We start from the raw sequence: 21365 nt of genomic DNA on the forward strand, positions 1-21365 counted from the left end.
ATATTAAAATAATTAAAATAGAAAATATCTTAAGATGCATAGTTTTTCAAAGAGAAATTTGTATATCTCTTTTACTATTAAAAATAAAAAATGAAAAAAAGTTGTAATTTTAGTATCTTGGAACGATGCTAAGTCTTGATTTTGCAGAGATTGCAACTATTGAGATAATTGCGACTGCTAGAATCATGGCTGCAATTGTACCAAACTCTGGAATTACAAAGGTACCGATAATTTCAATTTGTTCAGTTTCTGCACCAAATGGAACGATAACTGTGTTACCGTTAATTTCTGCATCATCTGATTCCTCGCCATCAACTAATACCATAAAGATACCTTTTTGTGTTGATTCTGAAGGACTGATTGTCAATACACCATCATCCATTGCATTAATGTTGATGATGACTGAATTATCATCTGTGTTTACTGTTGCACTTGTTACTTGTCCACCTGAAATATCATAAGAAGTACAATTACCTCCAATGCTTACTTCACCTGAACCACATTCTACATCATCGTGATGCATATCATCACCATGATCCATGTGTTTTTTCTCAACAACTTCAACTCCACCACTTAATTCAACTGTGACGTTATTGTCTAAACTACCATAGTTTACTTTAATGGTGTATGTACCATCGTATTTCCACAAATTACCAGCTGTACTCATTGTTGTCTCAAAACTTCCATCATTTGCAACATTGATTTGATCAATTGTAACAAGTGAGGTCATTGGACTAACCACAGTAACTGTGATTGGCACATTTCCTGGAATTACGTTAGCTACTTGTCCTGTAACGGTAATAGTATCATCGTGACCATATGTTGCTGAATCAGTTTGAACTGTTAAAGGAAGATCTGCATGTGCTTCCGAAGCGAAACCTATGGTACCTACTATTGCCACTAGGGCTACTAGCATTAACGGTGTGGTGCTATTCATGTTATTTGAAAACGGGTTAGTCACTATTTATGTATAATGAAAAATAAAAAATGAAAAAAATTTGTAATTTTAGTATCTTGGAACGATGCTAAGTCTTGATTTTGCAGAGATTGCAACTATTGAGATAATTGCGACTGCTAGAATCATGGCTGCAATTGTACCAAACTCTGGAACTACTAATCCATCTGCTACTTCAACTTCTACAGAATCAATAAACATTGAATCATTGCCTTGTTGAGCAGTTACTGTGTATGCTCCATCTTGGGACCATAATGGACCTCCAACTAGGATATCAGCAGCAAAACTACCATCTGATTCTGGAGATACTTGGTCAACACTGACTAGATTACCGTTTGGAGATGTTACAGTAAATGTAACATCTTGATTGGTTTTGCTGGTTTGACCAGTTATTTCAATAGTATCTGATCCTTCCATAGCATTGGCTGAAATAGACAATCCTCCCATCTCATCAGATGAGGCACTAGTTATTGCTATTGCTTCAGAGCTGGCATAGTTGTCAACCATACTAGAGTTGGTTGCAGATGTTTCTGCAGTCAATCCACCATTTACATCAACGCTTACTGTGATGCTGTAAAGTAGGGATGTTCCTTGATTGGCTTTAATTTCATACATTCCATCTTGTGTCCAGTTGGAAACATTGAATTGTGTACTAAATTCTCCGTTTGCATCTGGGGTTAGTTGATCAACTGCAACAACATTTGATCCATTTGGAGATATTACTCTAAGAGTTACATCAGTGATATTTGATGTAGTTTCTCCAGAAATAGAAATTATTGTTCCATCTTCTTCAGCAATTGCTGTTAATGACATACCAGCGTCTTTTGCAAAGGCGTCTTGGTTAACCGAGGTTACGGACATTATAGCTACTGCCATTAGGACTAGGCTAATTGATCTGGTTGAATTTTTGAAATTCATCTAGTTGCAATCACGTATGCTCGGTATTTATGTATATATACCAAATGAAAAAAAGTAATTATTTTAATATCTTGACAGCAGGCTAAGTCTTGATTTTGCAGAGATTGCAACTATTGAGATAATTGCGACTGCTAGAATCATGGCTGCAATTGTACCAAACTCTGGAATTACAAAGGTACCGATAATTTCAATTTGTTCAGTTCCTGCAAGAAAGTCAATAGTTAGAGTTCGATCTACAGAAGTCCTAATTTCTTCAAAGTCTACTTCTTCCCCATCAACTAATACAAAAAATTCATCATCTCCATCATTAATGGATGCATCCAAAACAGACCTTGGAATTGCTAATGTAATTGAACCTTCATCAGTTGTTTCAATGTAAATTAACAATGAGACTGCATCTAAATCAGGTATCACATTTAGTAATTTTGCATTAGTAATTTCATAGGATATTAAATCAGTAGAATCTTGAACTGAAACACTGGTTGCAGTAACTACTGAATCAAAAATTACAGAATTTTCAATAAATGAATCTTCAATTATTTCATCTTCAATTACAGAATCTTCAACAATTACTTCATCTAATTCAGTTACATGTGGATTAGTAACTCCACCAAAATTAAAAGAAGTGGTTGTAGAATGATCTCTGTATTGAACTTTAATTGTATAAATCCCTTCTAGATTCATTAATTTTCCACCAAGTTTAATTTCTGTACTAAATTGATCATCTTCTCCAACTGTCAATTGATCAAGTGCAACCAAATTTCCATTAGGTGATTGAATAAGGATACTAAGTTGATCTCCTGAAACCATATTTGTTATTTCACCAAAAATTAGCATTGTTTCTCCATCAGAATAATTGAGTTTATCAGTAGAAACTTCAATAACTCCATTTTCTGCAGATGCTTGAGAAATACCAACACTTGTAATTAAAATCCCAAATAGTGCAAAAATCATTAATTGAGTTTTCACTGACAATAAAATTCAATATCAGATATTTAAGGTTGAGAAAATATTTTTTGACAATTTGAGAAAAATGATAAAGTAAGAAAAAACTAGGTTCACCCTCCTCGTAAATGATATATAACATAATGAAAGGATTTGAGATAGTTGGCTGGCAAACGTGTTGTTTTAACTGCAGACCGTAGTTTAATGACAAATTACAGAGGAAATTTCTTGTATGGATTTATCGCATGTGGTCCGTATGAAGTTTTACCAGAATGGGTGTTTGATAAAGTGTTTTGTCCATCTGTAGAAACTGACCCAATTACAGGTGAAGTAAAAGTAGCTCAAGTAGGATTAAGAAGAATAGAGAGTTCACTAATTCAAGGCGGATACAAAAAAGAAGATGTTTTCATGGCACATCCAGAAATGCTTCAAAAATCAATTGGACCAGATACCAAAGTGGTTGGAATCAATGTAATGGATCCTCTTGGAATGGCACCAGTTACAACAACAATGTCACCTGAAAAATTATCTTATGTAGCAATGAAATTTAAAAAAATGTGTGCAAGTATCATTCAACTCAAAAAGAAATATGATTTCAAAGTTGTAGTTGGAGGTAACGGCGCATGGGAATTAGCAAAATCAGATAGAATGAAGATTCACGGAATTGACACAGTAGTTGTTGGAGAAGCAGACGAACTAGCAGTTGACTTGTTTCAGGATTTAGAACAAAATGATGCACCAGAATTAATGCACTGCTTTGTAAGAAATTTAGAAAACATCCCAGTAATTGAAGGCCCTACAATTAACTCATTAATTGAAGCAATGAGAGGTTGCGGAAGAGGATGTGACTTTTGTGATGTCAACAAAAGATCAAAAAAAGATTTACCTCTAGAAAGACTTCAACATGAAGCAAAAACTAACTTAGATTATGGATTTGATTCAATTTGGTTACATTCTGATGAGATGTTACTTTATGGATGTGACAGTAGAGACTTTGTTCCAAACAGAGATGCAATCGTAGATTTATGGAAAGGTCTCAAAGGATTAGGAGCTAATTTCATCGGAACTACACATATGACATTTTCAGCAGTTGCAGCAGATCCTACATTAATGCAACAAATTTCTCAAGTCAATGAGCAAGACAAAACAGGTAGATGGCTTGCAACAAATCTAGGAATTGAAACAGTTGCACCAGATATGGTCAAAAAACACCTAGGAGTCAAAACAAAGCCATTTGCACCTGAAGAATGGGGTAGTGTTGTAAGAGAAGGGGCAAAAATCCTAAATGAGAATCACTGGTTCCCAGCAGCAACTATCATAATCGGATGGCCTGACGAAACCCCTGACGATATTCAATATACTATTGACATGATGAGCGACTTTAGAGAGATGGATTTTAGAGGATTAGTAGCACCATTACTTTATCAAGACTTTAGTGAGAAAAACTCTATGCATTTTGGAAATCTTAACGAAGCACAATTTACATTATTTTGGAAGTGTTGGGAAAATAACTTGCGTGTAATTAATGACATAATTCCAATTATTCTAAGAAATAAAACATATGGACCACCAATGAAAGTATTCATGTACGGTATTCTCAAGGCAGGTACCTGGGCAATTATGAGATATCTCAGAGGACTATGTAAGGATCTATTCAATGGTAAAACACCTGATCAAATCATTGATAAATATGCAAGAACCAAATCAGTCTCTGAACCAAAATTCCTAACAAAGAAACTTTAGAATTTACTTAGTCGTTTGTAAATAGATTTGATTCTGTTTAAAGATTGTACGACATGTTAAGTCGATGTAGCAATAAATTCAGAGATGCTCCATCACAATCTAATTGTCTCAAAATTGTCAGTCTCAGTTGAATAATTAACTTATAGATTTTGTAGTGCCTGATCGGCAATTGTATTTCGCTTTGGGGTCAATGAAATAAAGTAGACTTTATCTGCTCGTTCAACTGACTCCACTTTTTTATATGATTTTGAAGAGACATCAAATTCATAAATTCCTGCTTCAAGTTCACCCTTTGCATAAAGCATAAGATATGATTCGCCAGTGGATGGACTGAGCGGAATAAATGACATTATATTGCCTTTGTAAGAATTAATTGGAATTGTATTTTTCATTGGAGGTGCTGCTGCTGACATGTACATGAAGAGGTCTTCAATATTTTCAAATTCCTCATATTCAGTTTTCATAACATACAATAATTTGTTTCAGTATAAGAACCTACTATGTTAAATCAAAAAATTCTAAATTCTTGATCTAATTTGTTGGTTAACTTTCATTGCAATCAATGCAGGTGCTGCAATGTACATTCCCAAATTCAATGCAATTACTGACAAACCAAGTCCCAACACTTCGCTTTCAGTTTCAGCACTTTCCATGATAGATAATGTGCTAATCATTGGAGTCAATCCAGCCTTTACAATTTCTTTAAACACTGGGCTTTCGCGTTCCATGTCTGCAATTGTTGGACTGAATGAATAGTATAATTCGTTAAATGTTGTCATAAATGCAGATCCTGATTCGGTGTTCATCAACTGGTTGTCACGAATTTCTCTAAGCATCTGAACTTGGGGTGCAAGTTCTGAGCCGTATGCTGCTGTTGCAATTAGGCAGCCGCCGCCTTCAGACTCTTCAGGTTCTTCAATTTGAATTACTTGACATACACCGTTTACTGATTCAGTTCCCGGTCCACAGTTTACAACTTGTTCAACTACAGGTTCAGGTTCTGGTGTTGGTTCAGGTTCTGGTGTTGGTTCAGGTTCTGGTGTTGGTTCAGGTTCTGGTGTTGGTTCAGGTTCTGGTTGAGATGTTGGTTTAGGATCAGAAGTCATGAAATCAAAAGTATTGGTAATTTTTTGTGCTCCATATTGTGCACGAACTTCATATTCACCACCAGAATTCATGGTTCCACCAGCTTTTACAGTTGCAGAATAAAACCCATCAGAATCGGGCATTACTTGTTGAACAGTTACAATGTTTCCATCAGGACTAACAATCATTAAAACTACAGGTTGTTCATATTCAGCCAAAGTTTTGATCATACCAGAAATTTCAATAGTATTACCAGTGGTATAACTTGAAGAAGCAGTATTAACAGATAATGGAAGATCTGATTGTGCATTTACTGCGTCAGTTAGACCAAAAGAGAGAATTGAAATAGATAATAATGCAAATGCTAAGAATCCAGATTGTTTCATTTTCAACATAAATCGAGCCTCAGAGTATTTATGTTTTCAATCGAATTAAAATTGACTAATGTATGGTGTAAATTAGATTTTTTTGACATCATATTACCACAAATCAAAAAATCAATAAATTAGATTTACTATCAAATAATCAGTTATTTGAAAAACCTGTAATACCAGATAAAAAATCTAAATGTGATGGAGATATTTTCTCAAAGAACTAAAGTTTTACAGATTTCGCTAGTAGCAATATTTTCTGCATTTGTTGTAGAATTAATTTTTGGTTTAGTTTCAAACAGTCTTGCTCTAATTACAGACAGTATTCATGCATTGTTAGATACTGTAGTGACACTTGTTTTACTATTAGCAGCAAGGTGGGCAATTAAACCACCAGATGCAGAGCACACATACGGACATGGAAAGATTGAATCCTTAGGAGGATTAATTGGAGGAATAGCAATTTTTCTAATTGCATGTTTCTTCATCTACGAATCAATCAATAGATTACAGAGTCCACCACCAAGTATCTTACCAGGATTATTTGCAATTATTGGAGGACTTTACACAATTGGCATTGATTTTTTCAGAATAATACTTCTTAGAAAAAGTATCAAGGCAATTGGAGGAACAACTCTGAAAGCAGATTTCTACCATGCATTTATGGATCTAGGTTCAACATCAGTTGCAATTATAGGAATTATTCTAGTTACATATGGAATCTATTTTGGAGATTTTGTTGCAGCATTGATTTTAGGAGGATTACTAGCAGTACTAAGTATAAAATTAATTTACAAAACAGCACTGGATTTGACAGATATAATATCACCAGAACTAGTAAAAAATGTTCAAGAAATCACAAATTCAACAGAGGGAGTAGTTGATACAGGTTCAGTTCTGATGAGAAAATCAGGCGATACAATTTTTGCAGATATTACAATTTCATTAAGGGCAGATACAAGTTTTGAAAAAGCCCATGAAGTAAGCGACAGTGTTGAAAAAAATATTAAAAATCAAATTTCTAATGCAAAAATAACAATTCATTTTGAACCTAATTGGAAAGATGTTCCACTTGACGGAAAAATTTTTGAAATTGCAAAAAGTGTAAAAGGTGTTAAAGAAGTTCATAACGTCAATACAAATAAGACAAAAGGAAAAACATATTGCAATTTACATGTGATGGTAGATAGGGAGAGTAATCTAGTATCAGCACATAAAATTTCTGAAATTATTGAAGAAAAAATTCAAAGAGAAATACCAGAAATTACACATGCAACAATTCATCTAGAGCCATTTATCACAGTTCCAAAAAATATCAACATAGAAGACATAGCAACAGAAGAAAAAATTAGAAAAATTATTGAAGAATACTCTGATGTTAAAAAAGTAGGCAGAATTGTATCACTGAAATTTGAGAATATTTTCAAAATTGATATAGATTGTTCATTTGACAAAGAATTATCAATTGAAAAAGTTCATGATCTCACATCAGAAATTGAGCATGCAATCAGAATAGAAATTAAAAATTCAGTTATAACAATTCATCCAGAACCAAATTAGACAAAAATACTAGTAAAATACATTACCAACATTCCTATCGCAAATCCAGATACAACAGAAAGAGTTGAAAGATTACCATCATTTTCTTTTTGAATCCATTTCAATAAGACCAAAATTACTTGAAAAATAGCCCCTGCACCAATAGCTAAGAAAACTACGGAAGTAAATGGAGAGTAGGCAAATCCACCAATCCAGGCACCAAAAATGGCAGGTGAACCTGCAATTAATCCCATTATAGCCAATTTACCAATCATCAATTTCCCCCTAGACATAGGTGCGGCTATAGCAATACCTTCAGTAGTATTATGTAATGCAAAACCAACAATCAAAAAAGTACTGAATGCTATAGAACCAATTCCAACTGCTGCACCAATAGCTAAGCCCTCACCAAAATTATGTAAGCCAATTCCAATTGAAATCATCAATCCAATTGCCACAGGTTTTGAGAAATGCAGTGAATCAGATTTAGATATAATCTTATTTCCAACATAGTATAATGCCAAAAATGACAATACAACAACGGTAGATACAAGCAATGCACCGTTGAAACTATTTGCCAAATTTTCATTAGAAACTTCAATGGATTCTTCAATTGAATCAATTGCTAAAAATAACAATAATCCTGCAGTTAATGCCAAAAAGAAATGATATTTTTGTTTACTAATTTTTTTAATAAATGGAAGCCACAACAGTCCAATCATTACAGGAATTATTCCAACATAAGTTCCAATAATAGCAAAAAATATTGCAAGATCTAGAGTAAATTCTAAAGCAAATGCAGCAGATTCAATTTCTTTTTCAAAACGAGTTCCATCATCAATAGTGATCCCAATTCTATAGGGTTCTGCTTCATTCCACTCAAAAGGAATTCTAACTAAAGTTGTCTCATATCTTTCTAAATATCCATCGGGTTCTACTGCAGCTGGTTGTATTCTATCATTTACATCTGCAACAACGACTTGAACAGGTATTGAACCAGTATTTCTAACAGTAGCCTGAATTTCTGAATCAATGAAATCCACTTTTTCAATGGTTATTTCAGGAAGAGCTATTCCAAAATCTAACAAATCACCACCAGGTCCAAAAATATACAACATCAAAACAATGACAAATGCAAATGGAATAACACCACTTGCTGCCACCTTAAATTTTGAAGTATCACTAGCTGCCATATTTCACACTACTCTCATCAGAGTTGGCATTATCATTTACAAGAAACATTCCGACCCAACCTTTTTCTGAGAATTCCACTTTATGTGCATGGAAAAGATATTTTCCTGGATATGTATACTCAAATTCCATGATTCCACGCTCAGTTTGAGACAAAGTTATCATGTCAGTGTAAAAAGAAGGAACCAAATCAGTTCCAGTAGGGTAATAGGTATACAGATTTCCATGAAGATGGAAATTGTTTATTGGATCAAATTCCACCATATTGACAACATAAACTCGAATCAATTCATTGGTGTTAATTTGAATTGGATGATGTTGATAATAAAATGGGATTGTATTTGCAGCATAGAAATTATTTTCAGTATCAAAATCAGTATCCAAACCATTCAACACCATAACCATTTCATCGGCTGGTTCACGACCTTCTTTAGGGTCAACTATGAAAACACCATAAAGACCATGAACAATATGTTCTTCCAAAGGCATTACATGGCAATGATAAGGATGTACCCCAACAGGACCGGCTTCAAATTCATAAACAAATTTACCACCACCTGGTCCCACTATTTCAAAAACACCATCCATTTCAGCAGGATGAATTCCATGAAAATGAATTGTATGTTCTTTTGAACCATTGTTAATAAAATTAATTTTTAGTAAATCGCCTTCAGTGGCTCTAATTGTAGGACCTGGAACTGTTCCATTATAAGTCCAAACATTGTAAAAAACTCCAGGGGATACTTCCATCACTTTATCATCTTCAGCAATTATAGTATATTCTCTAACAGTTGTACCGTCTTCAAGTTTTGAAACTTTACCATAATTGAATTCGCGTAAATATTCCATAGGATCAAATTCTACTTCAGATACGGTATAAAGAGGATCAATTACTTCTCCAGTTGTTCGAATAACTTTTCCTGAATGAGTAACAAATGTCTTTAGTTCAGATTCGGCTTCAGAAAAACTTGGAAATACAATAATGGTAGATAAGCCAATTGTCACAGCAAGTAATACAATCATTAGAGTAGAACGAGTAATTTTCAATATATTGACAGAACTGGAAATTCTGTATTTAAAGTTAACATGAGCTAACTTTTTTAGCCCAGTCTAAATTATACATAAAAAATCAAAAATTAGGTTTAAAATAAAGAAAATAAAACAAAACCTGTGCAAAAAACGGGATTGTTAATTGTAATTTTTGGAATTTTAATTGTTGCAGGTCTCGGAACATCAGTACTTGAAAATCAAGTTACTTTAGAAGGGATTACTCAAGGTAACGGAAAAGTTAGTGTTTCAGAGACAGTAACAATTTCTGTTGATTTAGATAAAAAGGAAACACCAATGGTAATATTTGCTGTACAAATTATGGAATATAAGGAAAATACATTTTCAGCAAAAATTTTAGATCCTTCAGGAATGGAAATAATTTCAGAGAAAATTAATGAAGATACAATTGAACAAGAATTTGAGATATTTGATTCTGGAAATTATGAATTGATAATTCAAAGTTCTGATGATAAAGAAAGTTATGTTGCCGGTGCAATAGGTCCGATTCCAGATGCAGATAATCAAATCATCTTTTCAACAATATCAATAATTTGCACTATTTTAGGAATGATTGGGTTAGCAATTATTGCAATTTGGGAAATCAGAAATAAAAGAAGATCAATTTAGATAACTATCCATTTTTTCCAAACCATTTATTGCACCATCAAATGTATCATTGTTTTCAAGTAAGGAACTAAGTTTTTCATTATTTGCCGATATGAAATTTTTTTGATTTTCATTAGTTTTGAAAATAAACTCACATTCTATCAAATAATCTAGTCTTTGTAAAATATCAGATTCAGACATTGAAAATTCTTGAGACAATACATAGCATTCTTTTTTTCCATCTTCTAATTTTGCCAAAATTTCAGATGTAATGGGGTCAAACATACAATCAATAATTTTTTCCCTATCAAATGATTCATCCATAAATTAAATTAAAAAATTAGAATGTAATAACTTTTTGAATAAGTCAATAGGATAATTAAGAAATAAGAATATCTCAAAGTATGCAAAAACTCTGTAGCCATGATCCATCAGGCAAAGGTGAACATTGTTTTTGTATAGATATTGATTCACAGAGAGGTGTCAAAAAATGCTGTCAATGTAACGAATGGAATGTTCAAGGCAATAATTGGACAAAAGATGAGGACTTTAGATAATTTCAAGCCATCATTTACCAGAATCAAGCCAATTCCAGCAGAGATCTCTAAAAAAACTGATGATTTCTCCAAAATGACTGACGCCTAGCAATGGTTTTTATCGGGGTTTCTTAGAATTTTGGAATACTTGAGTAGCCAAGAATACAGACACATTGTAAGAATCGTAGGTAACGATATTCCAGGAGAAAGAAAACTTCTCGTAGGTTTAACCCAGATTAAAGGCATAGGCCATAATTTTGCAACAGCAATTGCAACTACATTAAAAATAAACACAAATTCTAACATCGGTCACCTTACAGATGCAAATGTTCAAGAAATTGAAAAATTAATTACAAATCCAAGTGAAGCAAATTTTCCATCATGGTTCCTCAACAGACAAAGAGATATTGAAACTGGAAAAGATTTACACTTGCTAACTTCAGACATTCCATTTACTTTAAGAAATGATATTGAAAGAGAAAGAATCACTGCCAGTTGGAGAGGTTATCGTCACCTAAGTGGTCTAAAAGTTAGAGGACAAAGAACTAGAACATCTGGTAGAAAAGGTGGAGCAGTGGGTGTAGCAAAAGGCGGATTAGCAGCTCCTGTTAAGAAAGCAAGTTCTGGTGCACCAGCTGCAGAAGCAGCACCAGCTGCAGCAACAGCAGATGCTCCAGCACCAGCTGCAGAAGCAGCTCCAGCGGAGAAAAAAGAATAGGTGTTTTGAATGGGAGATCCAAAATATCCACGTAAAGTATGGCGTAAACCAAAGCGACCTCTTAATTATGAATTAAAAATGGATGAGTTGCAAACTCTCGGTACATTTGGATTAAGAACTAAAAGAGAATTATGGAAAGCACATACCGAATTATCACGTGTGAGACAACAAGCAAGATCATTGCTTGCATTGACACAAGAAGCAAGAGCAGAAAAAGAACCAATATTACTAAAATCATTATCAAGAATCGGTTTAGTTACAGAAAATGCATCATTAGATGATGTACTTAATCTTAAACCAACTGATTTACTTGCAAGAAGGTTACAAACAATTGTCTCAAAAAAATTAGGATTTAAAACACCATATCAAGCAAGACAAGCTGTAATTCACGGCCATATTATGGTTGGAGACAGAAAAGTTGACATCCCATCATATACGGTCACAGTTGCAGAAGAAGACAGTGTTCATTTTAGCCCTGAATCAAAAATTCCAGAAATGTTAGAAAAAACAAAAGCTGAGGCACCAAAAGTTGAAGGACCTGCTGAAGGTGAAGAAGCAACTCCTGCTGAAGCAACTCCTGCTGAAGCAACTCCTGCTGAAGCAACTCCTGCTGAAGCAACTCCTGCTGAAGCAACTCCTGCTGAAGCACCAAAAGCAGACTAATCATAACATCATTATCAGTAAATACCCCTATTATCAGATAAAATTACATGTGTTCAATTATTGGATATTCTGGAAATGAAATTGCATCTCCAATTATCGTAAAGGGCTTAAAAAGAATGGAGTACAGGGGATACGACAGTGTCGGAGTTGCAACCGAATCAGATAACGGAATTGAATTAAAAAAAGGGACAGGTAAAGTAAATGAAGTAAATTCCAAAATGCAATTAGATAAACTACCAGGAAAAGTTGGAATTGGTCATACAAGATGGGCAACTCATGGAAAAGTAACAGAACTCAATGCACATCCACATCCAAGTAATTCTGGAAAAATTGCAATTGTTCATAATGGAATTATAGAAAATTTTGAAGAATTAAAAAAGCAATTGGAAGAAGAAGGATATAATTTCAAAAGTGAAACAGACAGTGAAATAATTGCAAATTTGTTACAAAAAAATTATGAATCTACAAAAAATGTTAAAGAAACAATAATGAAGACAGTTGCGGTAATCAAAGGACATTATGCATTTGTTGCAATGTTTGAAAACGGTCAAATAGCAGCAGCAAGATTCCACGAACCATTAATTGTAGGAGTTGGACAAGAGAATATTTTCTTGTCAAGTGATGTATTAGGTTTCATAGAATATACAGATAATGCAATATACATGAAAAGTGGAAATTTTATAATTTTAGAGAATAAAGAATTTGAAATTTTAGATTTCAACGGAAATAAAATCAAACATGAGATTACAAAAGTTTCAAAAGAATTTGGAGATGCATACAAAGGTGATTATGCACATTTTACATTAAAAGAAATTTACGAACAACCAGATGTAATTCTAAAAGCAGGAAAAACAACAGTGGAAGGCATTGAAAATGCTGCAGACCTCATCAAAAATGCAAAAAATATCTACATCACAGGCAGTGGAACCAGCTATAACTCTGCATTAATTGCAAAGCAGATTTTATCAAAATATGTCAAAATTAAGGCTGAACCAATAATAGCAAGTGAGCTTCAATTTGCACCAGATACAATTGAAGAAAATTCAGTTTTAATTGCAATTTCTCAAAGTGGAGAAAGCGCAGATGTTTTAGAAGCAGTAAGAATTACAAAGAAATTAAACTGTAAAATTATTTCCATAGTCAATTTACTAACATCATCTCTTACACGAAAAGGAGATATTGTATTAGGAATGAATTGTGGACCAGAGATAGGAGTAGCTGCAACTAAAAGCTTTACTGCACAACTAATTCTACTTTACAAAATTGTTCAGAAGTTAGGTGAAAATATTACAATTGGTTTTGAAGAATTTTCAATTTTAATTTCTAAGATGTTAGAAAATACAAATAAAATTCAAGATATTGCAAAAGAATTGACAGAAGTATCAGACATTTACATTTTAGGTAGAGGAATTAATTATCCAATTGCAATTGAATCAGCATTAAAACTAAAAGAATTGACATACATTCATGCAGAGGGAATTCCAGGAGGAGAATTAAAACATGGCCCACTTGCATTAATGGATACAGATGTTTTTGTTATTGTAATCAATCCAAATGATTCAACATATGCTGACACATTAACTAGTTCACGAGAGATTAAAGCTCGTGGGGCAAAAATTATCGGAGTATCAGATATTGAGAGTGACGTTTATGATTACTGGATAGAAATTCCAAAGATTAGTGAAATTCTATATCCAATCTCAGAGATTATCCCAATTCAACTTTTAGCATATTATTCTGCATTAGAAAAAGACACAGATCCGGATTATCCTAGAAATCTAGCAAAATCCGTGACTGTAAAATAAGAAAATTTGGATATCTAGGCTCCTGAAATGGTTCCAGAAATATCACGAATTTTTACTTCGTTGAGAATTTTTTCCATTATCTGCTGTTGTCCTCCTGCATTATCTATTGTCACCAAAAGCAAATTTCCACTTGGTAATGGAATTGTTGCACGTCGAAGTTTTTCATAAACTGCCAAAGTGTACAACCCTTCACCAATTTTGTCATAGTGTTTTTCTCTAGAACTCCATGCACTAATTGCATGGTGTATTGTTTCTTGAGTTTCTTCAGGAGACAAGTAAAGTTTGGTGTTAGGTTTTGAATCCTTTGCAAGGATTTCTCCAGACTTGTTTGTTACTGCAGCGAATCGTATGCAAGTATCCAAATCAAAGAGTTTGTTTAGCAGTGTGCCGTATCGTATTGTTTGACTCATGGGAAATTATTTCAAAAGAAGAAGATAACTATAATGAAGTAAATTCAGAAAGGATGTTTATTTTTTTATCATAATCTAAAAATTTGTTTAAATTTTGTAATTAATTTTAAAAATTATTCAACAATAATTTGGCCAGTCATCCAGGTATGTAATGTACAATAGTAATCAAAAGTTCCTTTTTGAGAAAATTTTCTTTCATATGCATCGCCAACCATCAATACTTGAGAATCAAACATTCCATCAGGTTTTGGATCAAATCCATCAACATTTCCAGATGTAAATGTATGGACACCTGTTGGATCAGTATTTGTCATTGTTACAACTGTGCCAGATTTTATGGTCAATATACTTGGAGTATAGCAACCTGTTTCGACACATGATTGTGAGAATCCAGATTCTTCTACTGTTCCAATTTTAGGTACTTGAGAGTCGACATTTTCACCTACTGCAGATACTGCAATTAATACAACTGCTAGTGCTGCAATTAATCCAAGAATACTTGATTTAGTTACCATATCAAAACTTGTTAAAATTCATTAAGATAAACATTTTTGTGCCTAATTTTCTATTTTTTTCAAATATTAGGACTCTGATAATGAAGATAATCTATCATATTCCTTTTCTGCAAGATTCAAGAATTTAGTAGAGTCATTTCCTGTTTTGAGCATTGATGAAATAATACTGCCCCCAGCACCTGCACCTTCTTTTCCAAATCCTTCAGAAAATGCCTTTAGTCCAGAATATTTTGAATTGTTTAATCCAGGATTTACAGAGATTGCAGGAATATCTGCAATCTGTTTTACAATATTAGTGAAATTTGCATTTTGATCATTTGTGATATAGGACGTAGTTCCAATTGCAGTATTTTCTTCATTAAATCCAATTTTAGATGCAAATGCCAAAACTGCTGTCATCTGTGTACCACCAGCTAGCATTACTTTAGAAACAGCAGATGCTGAACTCAACATTCCTGCAACAAAAGCAATCATAGGATCACCAACCTTTGCAAGAACACTATACGGATGATCAGAATCAATTCGTTTTATTGCAGAATCTACAACTTCATTTTTTAGTTTAATAGGATTTGTAGGAATACTAGAACTTGTTTTTGCATCAAAATCAAAAGCCTTCAATACAGCTAAAGCAGTTGTTGTTCCACCAGGAATTGATTCACCAATTACCAAACAATCAGTTAATGAAGCCATGTTTCTTCCAACAATTCTGCCAAATTCAACTGCACTGGAAACTTCTGAATCAGTCATTGCCGGTTCAACAGAAATATTTTTTCCAAAAGATAAGCCAGTTTCAATGAAAGGCAATTGTGGAGTAATTTTACTTCCGGCATTAATTGTTAAATGAGGGATACTAGCAGATTCCAAAGCTGTTTTAGTTAATAGAGCTGGAGTAGGTTTTCCATCAGGGGTCATGGGAATATTATCAATTGTTTTGCAATATCCATAGTGGAGGTATTCTGCATCAGCAGGGGGAGTATATTTCATAGATTCGCTATTTGCACCAGCAATAGTAATTCCAGGAATTTCACATGTTTGAGAATAAGACATTACAAACGAGAGAAGAAATCTTCCAGATTTTACCGACTCCAGGAAATTTTGTGCCTGTTCAACATTGCCAAACAACTCAAAATCTTCCAAAATATCACTAACCCATCATATCTAAGAACTGTTGTTCAGTTCTCTTTTGCATTATCATGTTAGTCATTTTTTCTTTTCCTATAGTCGAGGTTTCAGTAGAACCATAATTGTGACCAGGATACATTACCAAATCATTATCTAAAGAATGAAGCACATCAAAAAGACTATGATAAAGTTCAGAAGCATTACCTCCAGGTAAATCAATTCTACCACAATTTCCAACAAATAATGTATCACCAGAAAAAATTTTTCCATCACCTACAAGACAAATACTATCAGGAGAATGTCCAGGAGTATGAAGAACTTTTAATTTTGAGTTACCAAATTCAATAAAATCTCCATCCTTTACAGTAATGTCATTTTTCAAAGTTGATGATTCATGTTGAATAATAGGAGCTTTGGTGGATGCAACCATCTCTTCGTTTCCTCGGGTATGATCATCGTGATAATGGGTATTAACAATATATTTTATTTTTAAATTATTTTCTTTAATTATTAATTCCAATTCCATCAAATTCCAAGATGGATCAATAATTATAGATTCGCTGGAATCTTCATCAACTACAATATAAGAAAAGTTTTGCATTGGTCCAACGGGGATTTGATGTACTATCATACAATTCCCTCTTCAGCTTCAACAGGAATACCAATTTTTTCTGCATACAGTTCACCAGTCAAATCTTTTCTTTTTGGAATTCCTTCTTTCATCTTATGAAATGTAACTGTCATGTCACATTTTGTGAAAATGTTTGCAGTATTTCCAGTTTGAGGATCTAATCCAGATGGAACATCTACTGCAAATTTGTAGCAATCTGTGTTATTGATATAATTAATTGCTGATGCATATGGTTCTCTAATTTCACCTGAAATTCCAGTACCCAAAATTCCGTCGATGATTATATCGGGTTTGAAATCAAAGTCCAAAGAATTACCAGACATTAGGTTTACAGAAGGCATTTTTTTTAAAATTGACCAGTTCCAATTACTTTCTTCGGTTTTAATTTTTTCAGGATCACCTAAAAGCATTACAGTAACATTAGAACCATAGCCAGCTAAATGTCTAGCCATAACTAAACCATCGCCGCCATTATTTCCCAATCCGACAAAAATTAAAATATTTTTTGAGGCTACATCATCGAATTTTGTAAGTAAACGTCTGACTGCTGCGGCTCCAGCATTTTCCATCATGAATTTTTTTAAAAAACCCATATCATGACCTTTATTTTCAATTTGATACATTTGATCTACTGTTATTTCCATACTTTAGATGAAAATCATTACCAAAATAAGAGTTTAGCAAACGGCTTTATCCTAGTTTTGAAAATTTATCACATGACATTAAAAAACGTTAAACCATCATTAAATAAAATTACAAAATCTTTAGCAGCAACACAGGATTCAAGAGAATTTTTATTAAAAAACACTAGAGAAATAATTATTCTATGTAGTAAATCTATCATTGCAGTTCACAAAGGAGAATTAGCAACAGCAAAAAATAATTTAAAACAAGCTGATAAACTATTAAAAAAATATAAGAAAAAGGCAACAGGACAATTAAGAAGATATCTAATTACACCAGAACAAGAATATGTTGAAGCAGCATGTTTGATTGCAATAGTAGAAAAAAAAGATATTCCTTCAGATAAAAAATTAGCAGTTATGCCTGAATCTTATGTTTTAGGATTATTAGATTGTGTTGGTGAATTAAAAAGAAAAGTTTTTGATGAAATGAGAACAGGTGACATAGATGATGCTATAAGATTTTTTGAGATAATGGAAAATCTATATCTTCAACTTTACACATTTTCATTATACGATAAAGTAGTAAAAGAAGCTAGAAGAAAAATTGATGTAAATAGAATTTTAGTGGACGATGTTAGATCGGCAATTACAGAAGAAAAAAGACGAATTGAATTAATCAAATCATTAGAAAAATTAGAAAAATAATTTTTAGTGCGGGCGATGGGATTTGAACCCACGAACTCCTGAGAGACTAGCCCCTCAAGCTAGCGCCTTTGGCCAGGCTGGGCGACGCCCGCAACAAAATAACCTTGTATGGTTTTTATAATCCTTGACGACTTTTTTCATCGTGTTAATTCCTGTTAGATGTTTTACATGTGGAAACTTGATTGCAGATAAATTCGATGATTATCAAACTAAACTAAAAGCAGGAGAAGATCCTGAAAAAGTTCTAAATGAGTTACAAATCAACAGATATTGTTGCAGAAGAATGCTTTTGACTACGGTTGAGACAATTCAACAGGTAATTCCATTCTATGAATCAATTCAGAAAAGAAAACAAGAAGTTCAATCTGAATTAGATTAATTTGTCTAAAATTACTTCTATTGAAGGACGAGTTTTATTCAATAGTAGGGGCAGTAAAACAATTGAAGTTGATGTAAAATCAGATAACAAATTTCTAGGAAGGGTTTGTGCCCCATCAGGTGCAAGTGTAGGAAAATATGAAGCAACAAGTTTTCCCAGTGGCGGTCCAGAAGAAAGCCTAAAGATACTAACACAGAATTCACAAAAGTTCATCGGTTTAGATTCATCAGATTTGAAAACAATTCATGAAACATTGAAAAGTTTGGACAATACCAACAATTATTCAGTTATTGGCGGTGCACTTGCTTTTGCTGTAACAATTGCATCAATGGAATCTGCATCACAATCATTAGAACAACCACTATTCAAAACATTATCTCCAAATTCAGAAGCTAAATGTCCATTTCCACTAGGAAATATTTTAGGTGGGGGAGCACATGCTGGACCTGGAACTCCAGATATTCAAGAAATTTTAATTTGTGCAACAGGTTCAAAAACTATTGAAAATGCAATTGAGACAAATCTAGCAGTTCATAAAGAATTGAGAAAAGTTTTGGAAAAAGAGGATCCTAACTTCACTAACGGAAGGGGAGATGAAGGAGGATGGGCACCAAAATTAGAAAATCAAAAGGCATTAGAAGTTTCAGCTAAGGCTTGTGAGAATTTAGGCTTCACTTTAGGTAAAGAAGTGTCATTAGGAGTAGATTTTGCATCATCAACACAATGGAATGAAGAAAAAGGAAAGTACATCTACGATAGAGCTGGATTTGAAAATTCAACAGGTGAACAGATTGATTTTGCAGCAGACATTATTGACAAATTTAAATTAATTTATGCTGAAGATGCAGTTCATGAAGAGGCATTTGAAGATATGGCAGAATTGACTGCAAAATTTCCAAATACATTAGTTACAGGTGATGACTTGACTGTAACCAGTAAAGATATCCTAACAAAAGCAATTGGCATCAAAGCATGTAATGCGGCAATCTTGAAAGTGAACCAAGCAGGTAGCCTGTATGATGCATTAGAATTTGCAGATGTTGCAAATCAAAACAATGTCAGATTAATCACATCACATAGATCTGGAGAATCTACAGATTCACAAATTTCACACATAGGAATTGCAACAAAATCAAAAATGCTCAAAGTAGGCGTGGTAGGAGGCGAAAGAGTAGCAAAATTGAACGAATTATTGCGTTTATCAGGGCATGATTTTATATGTGGCATGGCGGAGATTTAAAATCGTCATGAGTGAACAAGAAGAAACAGTGGATATTAAGAAAAAAGTCATTTCAACTGGGATCAGAGTCGGAACACAAGTAAAGACAAAATTCATGAAACCATTTATCACAAAAGCCAGTCCAGAAGGACTCTATATGCTAGATATTGATATGACTCTAGCAAAAATAAATACATCAGCTAAATTCATCAATAGACTAGGAGCAGAAAATATCATCGTTTGTTCTAGTAGACGATATGCAGAAATTCCTATCGAAAAATTCTGTGAGATGACAGGAGCTAAAAAATTACTTGGAAGATTCATGCCAGGTACATTGACAAATCCATCATTACCATATTACATTGAACCAAAATTAGTTGTTATTTCAGATCCTGAAGTAGATGAACAAGCATTAATTGAAGCAACTAACGCAGGAATTCCAGTAATTGGAATTGCAAACACAGACAACATCACATCAAAATTAGATATTATCATTCCGGCAAATAATAGAGGAAGAAAAGCACTAGCAACAATTTACTGGTTACTAGTTAGACAAATTCTCATTGAAAAAGGAGAGTTGAAAGAAAATGAATCAATGAAATATGAAATTGATGATTTCGAAGCAAAGATTACCGAAGAGGAAATCGAATAAAAAAATTAAAGTGTTTAATTGAAATCTAAAGCATCAGCTCCAGGAAAAGTTATTCTGTTTGGAGAACATTTTGTTGTTTATGGAATTAAATCAATTTTATGTTCTATAAACAAAAGGGTTACAGTAACTGCAGAAAAAACTAAGGAAAAGAAAATTTCAATTAATTCAAAAATAGGAAAATTAGTTTTACAGCCAAATAAATCAATTTCAAAAATTGATTCACCGTTAAAACCATTTTATTATTTAGCAAATAAAGCAATCAAAGATCAGAAGGAAGGGCTAGAAATTGAAATAGAGTCAGAAATTCCATTAGGGGCAGGACTAGGTTCATCATCAGCATGTTGTGTAGCAGGTGCTGCGGCTATTTTCAAATTATTTGGAAAAATTTCGAAGGAAAAGATATTAGAACTTGCCATTGAGGCTGAAAAAACAATTTATCAAAATACATCAGGTGCAGATTGTACAGTTTCCACGTATGGAGGGTTAATGGAATATGACAAGAATAGCGGATTTAAAAAAATCAAAGATGAACCTAATTTTCAATTAGTGATTGCAAATTCAAACATTGAACATTCAACAGAATCAATGGTTTCAAAAGTGAAAGAATTTGAGAATAAAAACAAGGAGAAATTTAACGAATTATCAAATTTAGAATCAAAATTAGTAGAAGATGTTTTAAAATTAATTAAAGAAAATAAAATAAATGAAATTGGAGAAAAAATAAATCAGAATCAAAAGTTTTTAGAGGAAATTGGAATCTCAAATGAACAATTAGAAAACATGATTGAAATTGGACAAATTTCATCTTACGGCGCAAAGATAACAGGTTCTGGTGGCGGGGGCTGTATTTTTGCATTAACAAATGAATCGAATTTGGAAAATACATTAAAAGAATTCACAAATAAGAAATACGAATGTTTTCCAGCAAAAATAGATTACAAAGGACTGAACACTTTTTAATTGATTAATTAGTTTGGTAC

Annotated in this window: 25 protein-coding genes and 1 tRNA gene; 12 read left to right on the forward strand and 14 right to left on the reverse strand. The window is 33.2% G+C overall.

Going from position 1 to position 21365, the window contains the following annotated elements:
* Positions 1-109: 109 nt before the first annotated feature.
* The 3 genes from NMSP_RS06555 to NMSP_RS06565 all read right to left on the reverse strand — a co-directional run bounded on the left by NMSP_RS06555 (position 110) and on the right by NMSP_RS06565 (position 2842).
* Positions 110-937 carry a PEFG-CTERM sorting domain-containing protein gene (locus tag NMSP_RS06555; RefSeq protein ID WP_086908013.1) on the reverse strand — a complete coding sequence of 276 codons (828 nt, stop codon included), beginning with the start codon at positions 935-937 and terminating at the stop codon, positions 110-112.
* A 69-nt stretch (positions 938-1006) separates the two neighbouring features.
* On the reverse strand, positions 1007-1816 hold the full coding sequence (locus tag NMSP_RS06560) for a PEFG-CTERM sorting domain-containing protein (protein WP_225971266.1): 810 nt from the start codon (positions 1814-1816) through the stop codon (positions 1007-1009).
* 120 nt (positions 1817-1936) lie between these two features.
* Positions 1937-2842, reverse strand: coding sequence for a PEFG-CTERM sorting domain-containing protein (locus tag NMSP_RS06565; RefSeq protein ID WP_086908413.1), 906 nt, complete (start codon positions 2840-2842; stop codon positions 1937-1939).
* Positions 2843-2980: 138 nt separating this feature from the next.
* Here NMSP_RS06565 and NMSP_RS06570 point away from each other — a divergent pair, with 138 nt between their 5' ends.
* Positions 2981-4561 (forward strand): B12-binding domain-containing radical SAM protein, encoded by a 1581-nt coding sequence (locus NMSP_RS06570; RefSeq protein WP_192866161.1) that lies wholly within the window; start codon positions 2981-2983, stop codon positions 4559-4561.
* A gap of 140 nt (positions 4562-4701) precedes the next feature.
* On the opposite strand, the gene NMSP_RS06575 is transcribed toward NMSP_RS06570, so the two are convergent.
* On the reverse strand, positions 4702-5025 hold the full coding sequence (locus NMSP_RS06575; protein ID WP_086908015.1) for a hypothetical protein: 324 nt from the start codon (positions 5023-5025) through the stop codon (positions 4702-4704).
* Between the two features lie 54 nt (positions 5026-5079).
* Positions 5080-6033: a CFI-box-CTERM domain-containing protein gene (locus tag NMSP_RS06580; RefSeq protein WP_192866162.1), complete on the reverse strand. Its 954-nt coding sequence runs from the start codon at positions 6031-6033 to the stop codon at positions 5080-5082.
* Positions 6034-6225: 192 nt separating this feature from the next.
* Between NMSP_RS06580 and NMSP_RS06585 the strand changes: the two genes are divergently transcribed.
* Positions 6226-7578, forward strand: a complete 1353-nt coding sequence (locus tag NMSP_RS06585; RefSeq protein WP_192866237.1) for a cation-efflux pump — start codon at positions 6226-6228, stop codon at positions 7576-7578.
* On the opposite strand, the gene NMSP_RS06590 is transcribed toward NMSP_RS06585, so the two are convergent.
* Both NMSP_RS06590 and NMSP_RS06595 read right to left on the reverse strand, forming a co-directional pair.
* Positions 7575-8750, reverse strand: coding sequence for a ZIP family metal transporter (locus NMSP_RS06590; RefSeq protein ID WP_086908017.1), 1176 nt, complete (start codon positions 8748-8750; stop codon positions 7575-7577). The genes NMSP_RS06585 and NMSP_RS06590 overlap by 4 nt on opposite strands.
* On the reverse strand, positions 8740-9771 hold the full coding sequence (locus tag NMSP_RS06595; protein ID WP_086908018.1) for a multicopper oxidase domain-containing protein: 1032 nt from the start codon (positions 9769-9771) through the stop codon (positions 8740-8742). The genes NMSP_RS06590 and NMSP_RS06595 overlap by 11 nt, the downstream gene beginning before the upstream one ends.
* A 147-nt stretch (positions 9772-9918) precedes the next feature.
* Here NMSP_RS06595 and NMSP_RS06600 point away from each other — a divergent pair, with 147 nt between their 5' ends.
* A complete protein-coding gene (locus tag NMSP_RS06600; RefSeq protein ID WP_086908019.1) occupies positions 9919-10425 on the forward strand; it encodes a hypothetical protein in 507 nt (168 codons plus the stop codon).
* On the opposite strand, the gene NMSP_RS06605 is transcribed toward NMSP_RS06600, so the two are convergent.
* Positions 10417-10728 (reverse strand): hypothetical protein, encoded by a 312-nt coding sequence (locus NMSP_RS06605; RefSeq protein ID WP_086908020.1) that lies wholly within the window; start codon positions 10726-10728, stop codon positions 10417-10419. The two genes, NMSP_RS06600 and NMSP_RS06605, sit on opposite strands and share 9 nt — an antisense overlap.
* Positions 10729-10808: 80 nt before the next feature.
* Here NMSP_RS06605 and NMSP_RS08540 point away from each other — a divergent pair, with 80 nt between their 5' ends.
* The 4 genes from NMSP_RS08540 to glmS all read left to right on the forward strand — a co-directional run bounded on the left by NMSP_RS08540 (position 10809) and on the right by glmS (position 14126).
* Positions 10809-10961 carry a hypothetical protein gene (locus NMSP_RS08540; RefSeq protein WP_192866163.1) on the forward strand — a complete coding sequence of 51 codons (153 nt, stop codon included), beginning with the start codon at positions 10809-10811 and terminating at the stop codon, positions 10959-10961.
* Between the two features lie 127 nt (positions 10962-11088).
* Positions 11089-11658: a 30S ribosomal protein S13 gene (locus NMSP_RS06610; protein WP_086908021.1), complete on the forward strand. Its 570-nt coding sequence runs from the start codon at positions 11089-11091 to the stop codon at positions 11656-11658.
* 9 nt (positions 11659-11667) lie between these two features.
* Positions 11668-12321, forward strand: a complete 654-nt coding sequence (locus NMSP_RS06615) for a 30S ribosomal protein S4 (protein ID WP_086908022.1) — start codon at positions 11668-11670, stop codon at positions 12319-12321.
* A gap of 47 nt (positions 12322-12368) precedes the next feature.
* Positions 12369-14126, forward strand: a complete 1758-nt coding sequence (glmS, locus tag NMSP_RS06620) for a glutamine--fructose-6-phosphate transaminase (isomerizing) (RefSeq protein ID WP_086908023.1) — start codon at positions 12369-12371, stop codon at positions 14124-14126.
* 14 nt (positions 14127-14140) lie between these two features.
* On the opposite strand, the gene NMSP_RS06625 is transcribed toward glmS, so the two are convergent.
* The 5 genes from NMSP_RS06625 to NMSP_RS06645 form a co-directional block, all read right to left on the reverse strand.
* Positions 14141-14536, reverse strand: coding sequence for a hypothetical protein (locus NMSP_RS06625; protein WP_086908024.1), 396 nt, complete (start codon positions 14534-14536; stop codon positions 14141-14143).
* Positions 14537-14649: 113 nt separating this feature from the next.
* Positions 14650-15051, reverse strand: a complete 402-nt coding sequence (locus NMSP_RS06630; protein WP_086908025.1) for a cupredoxin domain-containing protein — start codon at positions 15049-15051, stop codon at positions 14650-14652.
* Between the two features lie 66 nt (positions 15052-15117).
* On the reverse strand, positions 15118-16188 hold the full coding sequence (gene cobT, locus NMSP_RS06635; protein WP_086908026.1) for a nicotinate mononucleotide-dependent phosphoribosyltransferase CobT: 1071 nt from the start codon (positions 16186-16188) through the stop codon (positions 15118-15120).
* A gap of 7 nt (positions 16189-16195) precedes the next feature.
* Positions 16196-16804: a hydroxyacylglutathione hydrolase family protein gene (locus NMSP_RS06640; RefSeq protein WP_086908027.1), complete on the reverse strand. Its 609-nt coding sequence runs from the start codon at positions 16802-16804 to the stop codon at positions 16196-16198.
* A complete protein-coding gene (locus NMSP_RS06645) occupies positions 16801-17448 on the reverse strand; it encodes an NAD(P)H-hydrate epimerase (protein WP_086908028.1) in 648 nt (215 codons plus the stop codon). The genes NMSP_RS06640 and NMSP_RS06645 overlap by 4 nt, the downstream gene beginning before the upstream one ends.
* Before the next feature lie 72 nt (positions 17449-17520).
* Here NMSP_RS06645 and NMSP_RS06650 point away from each other — a divergent pair, with 72 nt between their 5' ends.
* Positions 17521-18135: a translin family protein gene (locus NMSP_RS06650; RefSeq protein ID WP_086908029.1), complete on the forward strand. Its 615-nt coding sequence runs from the start codon at positions 17521-17523 to the stop codon at positions 18133-18135.
* Positions 18136-18142: 7 nt separating this feature from the next.
* On the opposite strand, the gene NMSP_RS06655 is transcribed toward NMSP_RS06650, so the two are convergent.
* Positions 18143-18227: transfer RNA gene (locus tag NMSP_RS06655), tRNA-Leu, on the reverse strand.
* A 50-nt stretch (positions 18228-18277) separates the two neighbouring features.
* Here NMSP_RS06655 and NMSP_RS06660 point away from each other — a divergent pair.
* The 4 genes from NMSP_RS06660 to mvk are packed head-to-tail and all read left to right on the forward strand — an operon-like array spanning position 18278 to position 21345.
* The gene (locus NMSP_RS06660) at positions 18278-18514 is read left to right on the forward strand and encodes a DNA-directed RNA polymerase subunit N (RefSeq protein ID WP_086908030.1); all 237 of its coding nucleotides are present in this window, start codon (positions 18278-18280) and stop codon (positions 18512-18514) included.
* A 1-nt stretch (position 18515) separates the two neighbouring features.
* Positions 18516-19754: a phosphopyruvate hydratase gene (gene eno / locus NMSP_RS06665; RefSeq protein ID WP_086908031.1), complete on the forward strand. Its 1239-nt coding sequence runs from the start codon at positions 18516-18518 to the stop codon at positions 19752-19754.
* A gap of 7 nt (positions 19755-19761) precedes the next feature.
* Positions 19762-20385 (forward strand): 30S ribosomal protein S2, encoded by a 624-nt coding sequence (gene rpsB, locus NMSP_RS06670; RefSeq protein WP_086908032.1) that lies wholly within the window; start codon positions 19762-19764, stop codon positions 20383-20385.
* Positions 20386-20403: 18 nt separating this feature from the next.
* The gene (gene mvk / locus NMSP_RS06675) at positions 20404-21345 is read left to right on the forward strand and encodes a mevalonate kinase (protein WP_086908033.1); all 942 of its coding nucleotides are present in this window, start codon (positions 20404-20406) and stop codon (positions 21343-21345) included.
* The last annotated feature ends 20 nt before the right edge of the window (positions 21346-21365 follow it).

This window comes from Candidatus Nitrosomarinus catalina (assembly GCF_002156965.1).
In the GTDB taxonomy this organism is placed as follows: domain Archaea; phylum Thermoproteota; class Nitrososphaeria; order Nitrososphaerales; family Nitrosopumilaceae; genus Nitrosopumilus; species Nitrosopumilus catalinensis.

Excerpts from the sequence above, each read along its gene's own strand:
- NMSP_RS06555 (WP_086908013.1), bottom strand. The coding sequence starts at position 937 with ATGAATAGCACCACACCGTTAATGCTAGTAGCCCTAGTGGCAATAGTA.
- NMSP_RS06560 (WP_225971266.1), bottom strand. The coding sequence starts at position 1,816 with ATGTCCGTAACCTCGGTTAACCAAGACGCCTTTGCAAAAGACGCTGGT.
- NMSP_RS06575 (WP_086908015.1), bottom strand. The coding sequence starts at position 5,025 with ATGAAAACTGAATATGAGGAATTTGAAAATATTGAAGACCTCTTCATG.
- NMSP_RS06580 (WP_192866162.1), bottom strand. The coding sequence starts at position 6,033 with ATGAAACAATCTGGATTCTTAGCATTTGCATTATTATCTATTTCAATT.
- NMSP_RS06590 (WP_086908017.1), bottom strand. The coding sequence starts at position 8,750 with ATGGCAGCTAGTGATACTTCAAAATTTAAGGTGGCAGCAAGTGGTGTT.
- NMSP_RS06595 (WP_086908018.1), bottom strand. The coding sequence starts at position 9,771 with ATGATTGTATTACTTGCTGTGACAATTGGCTTATCTACCATTATTGTA.
- NMSP_RS06605 (WP_086908020.1), bottom strand. The coding sequence starts at position 10,728 with ATGGATGAATCATTTGATAGGGAAAAAATTATTGATTGTATGTTTGAC.
- NMSP_RS08540 (WP_192866163.1), top strand. The coding sequence starts at position 10,809 with ATGCAAAAACTCTGTAGCCATGATCCATCAGGCAAAGGTGAACATTGT.
- NMSP_RS06615 (WP_086908022.1), top strand. The coding sequence starts at position 11,668 with ATGGGAGATCCAAAATATCCACGTAAAGTATGGCGTAAACCAAAGCGA.
- glmS (WP_086908023.1), top strand. The coding sequence starts at position 12,369 with ATGTGTTCAATTATTGGATATTCTGGAAATGAAATTGCATCTCCAATT.
- NMSP_RS06625 (WP_086908024.1), bottom strand. The coding sequence starts at position 14,536 with ATGAGTCAAACAATACGATACGGCACACTGCTAAACAAACTCTTTGAT.
- NMSP_RS06630 (WP_086908025.1), bottom strand. The coding sequence starts at position 15,051 with ATGGTAACTAAATCAAGTATTCTTGGATTAATTGCAGCACTAGCAGTT.
- NMSP_RS06640 (WP_086908027.1), bottom strand. The coding sequence starts at position 16,804 with ATGATAGTACATCAAATCCCCGTTGGACCAATGCAAAACTTTTCTTAT.
- NMSP_RS06645 (WP_086908028.1), bottom strand. The coding sequence starts at position 17,448 with ATGGAAATAACAGTAGATCAAATGTATCAAATTGAAAATAAAGGTCAT.
- NMSP_RS06650 (WP_086908029.1), top strand. The coding sequence starts at position 17,521 with ATGACATTAAAAAACGTTAAACCATCATTAAATAAAATTACAAAATCT.
- rpsB (WP_086908032.1), top strand. The coding sequence starts at position 19,762 with ATGAGTGAACAAGAAGAAACAGTGGATATTAAGAAAAAAGTCATTTCA.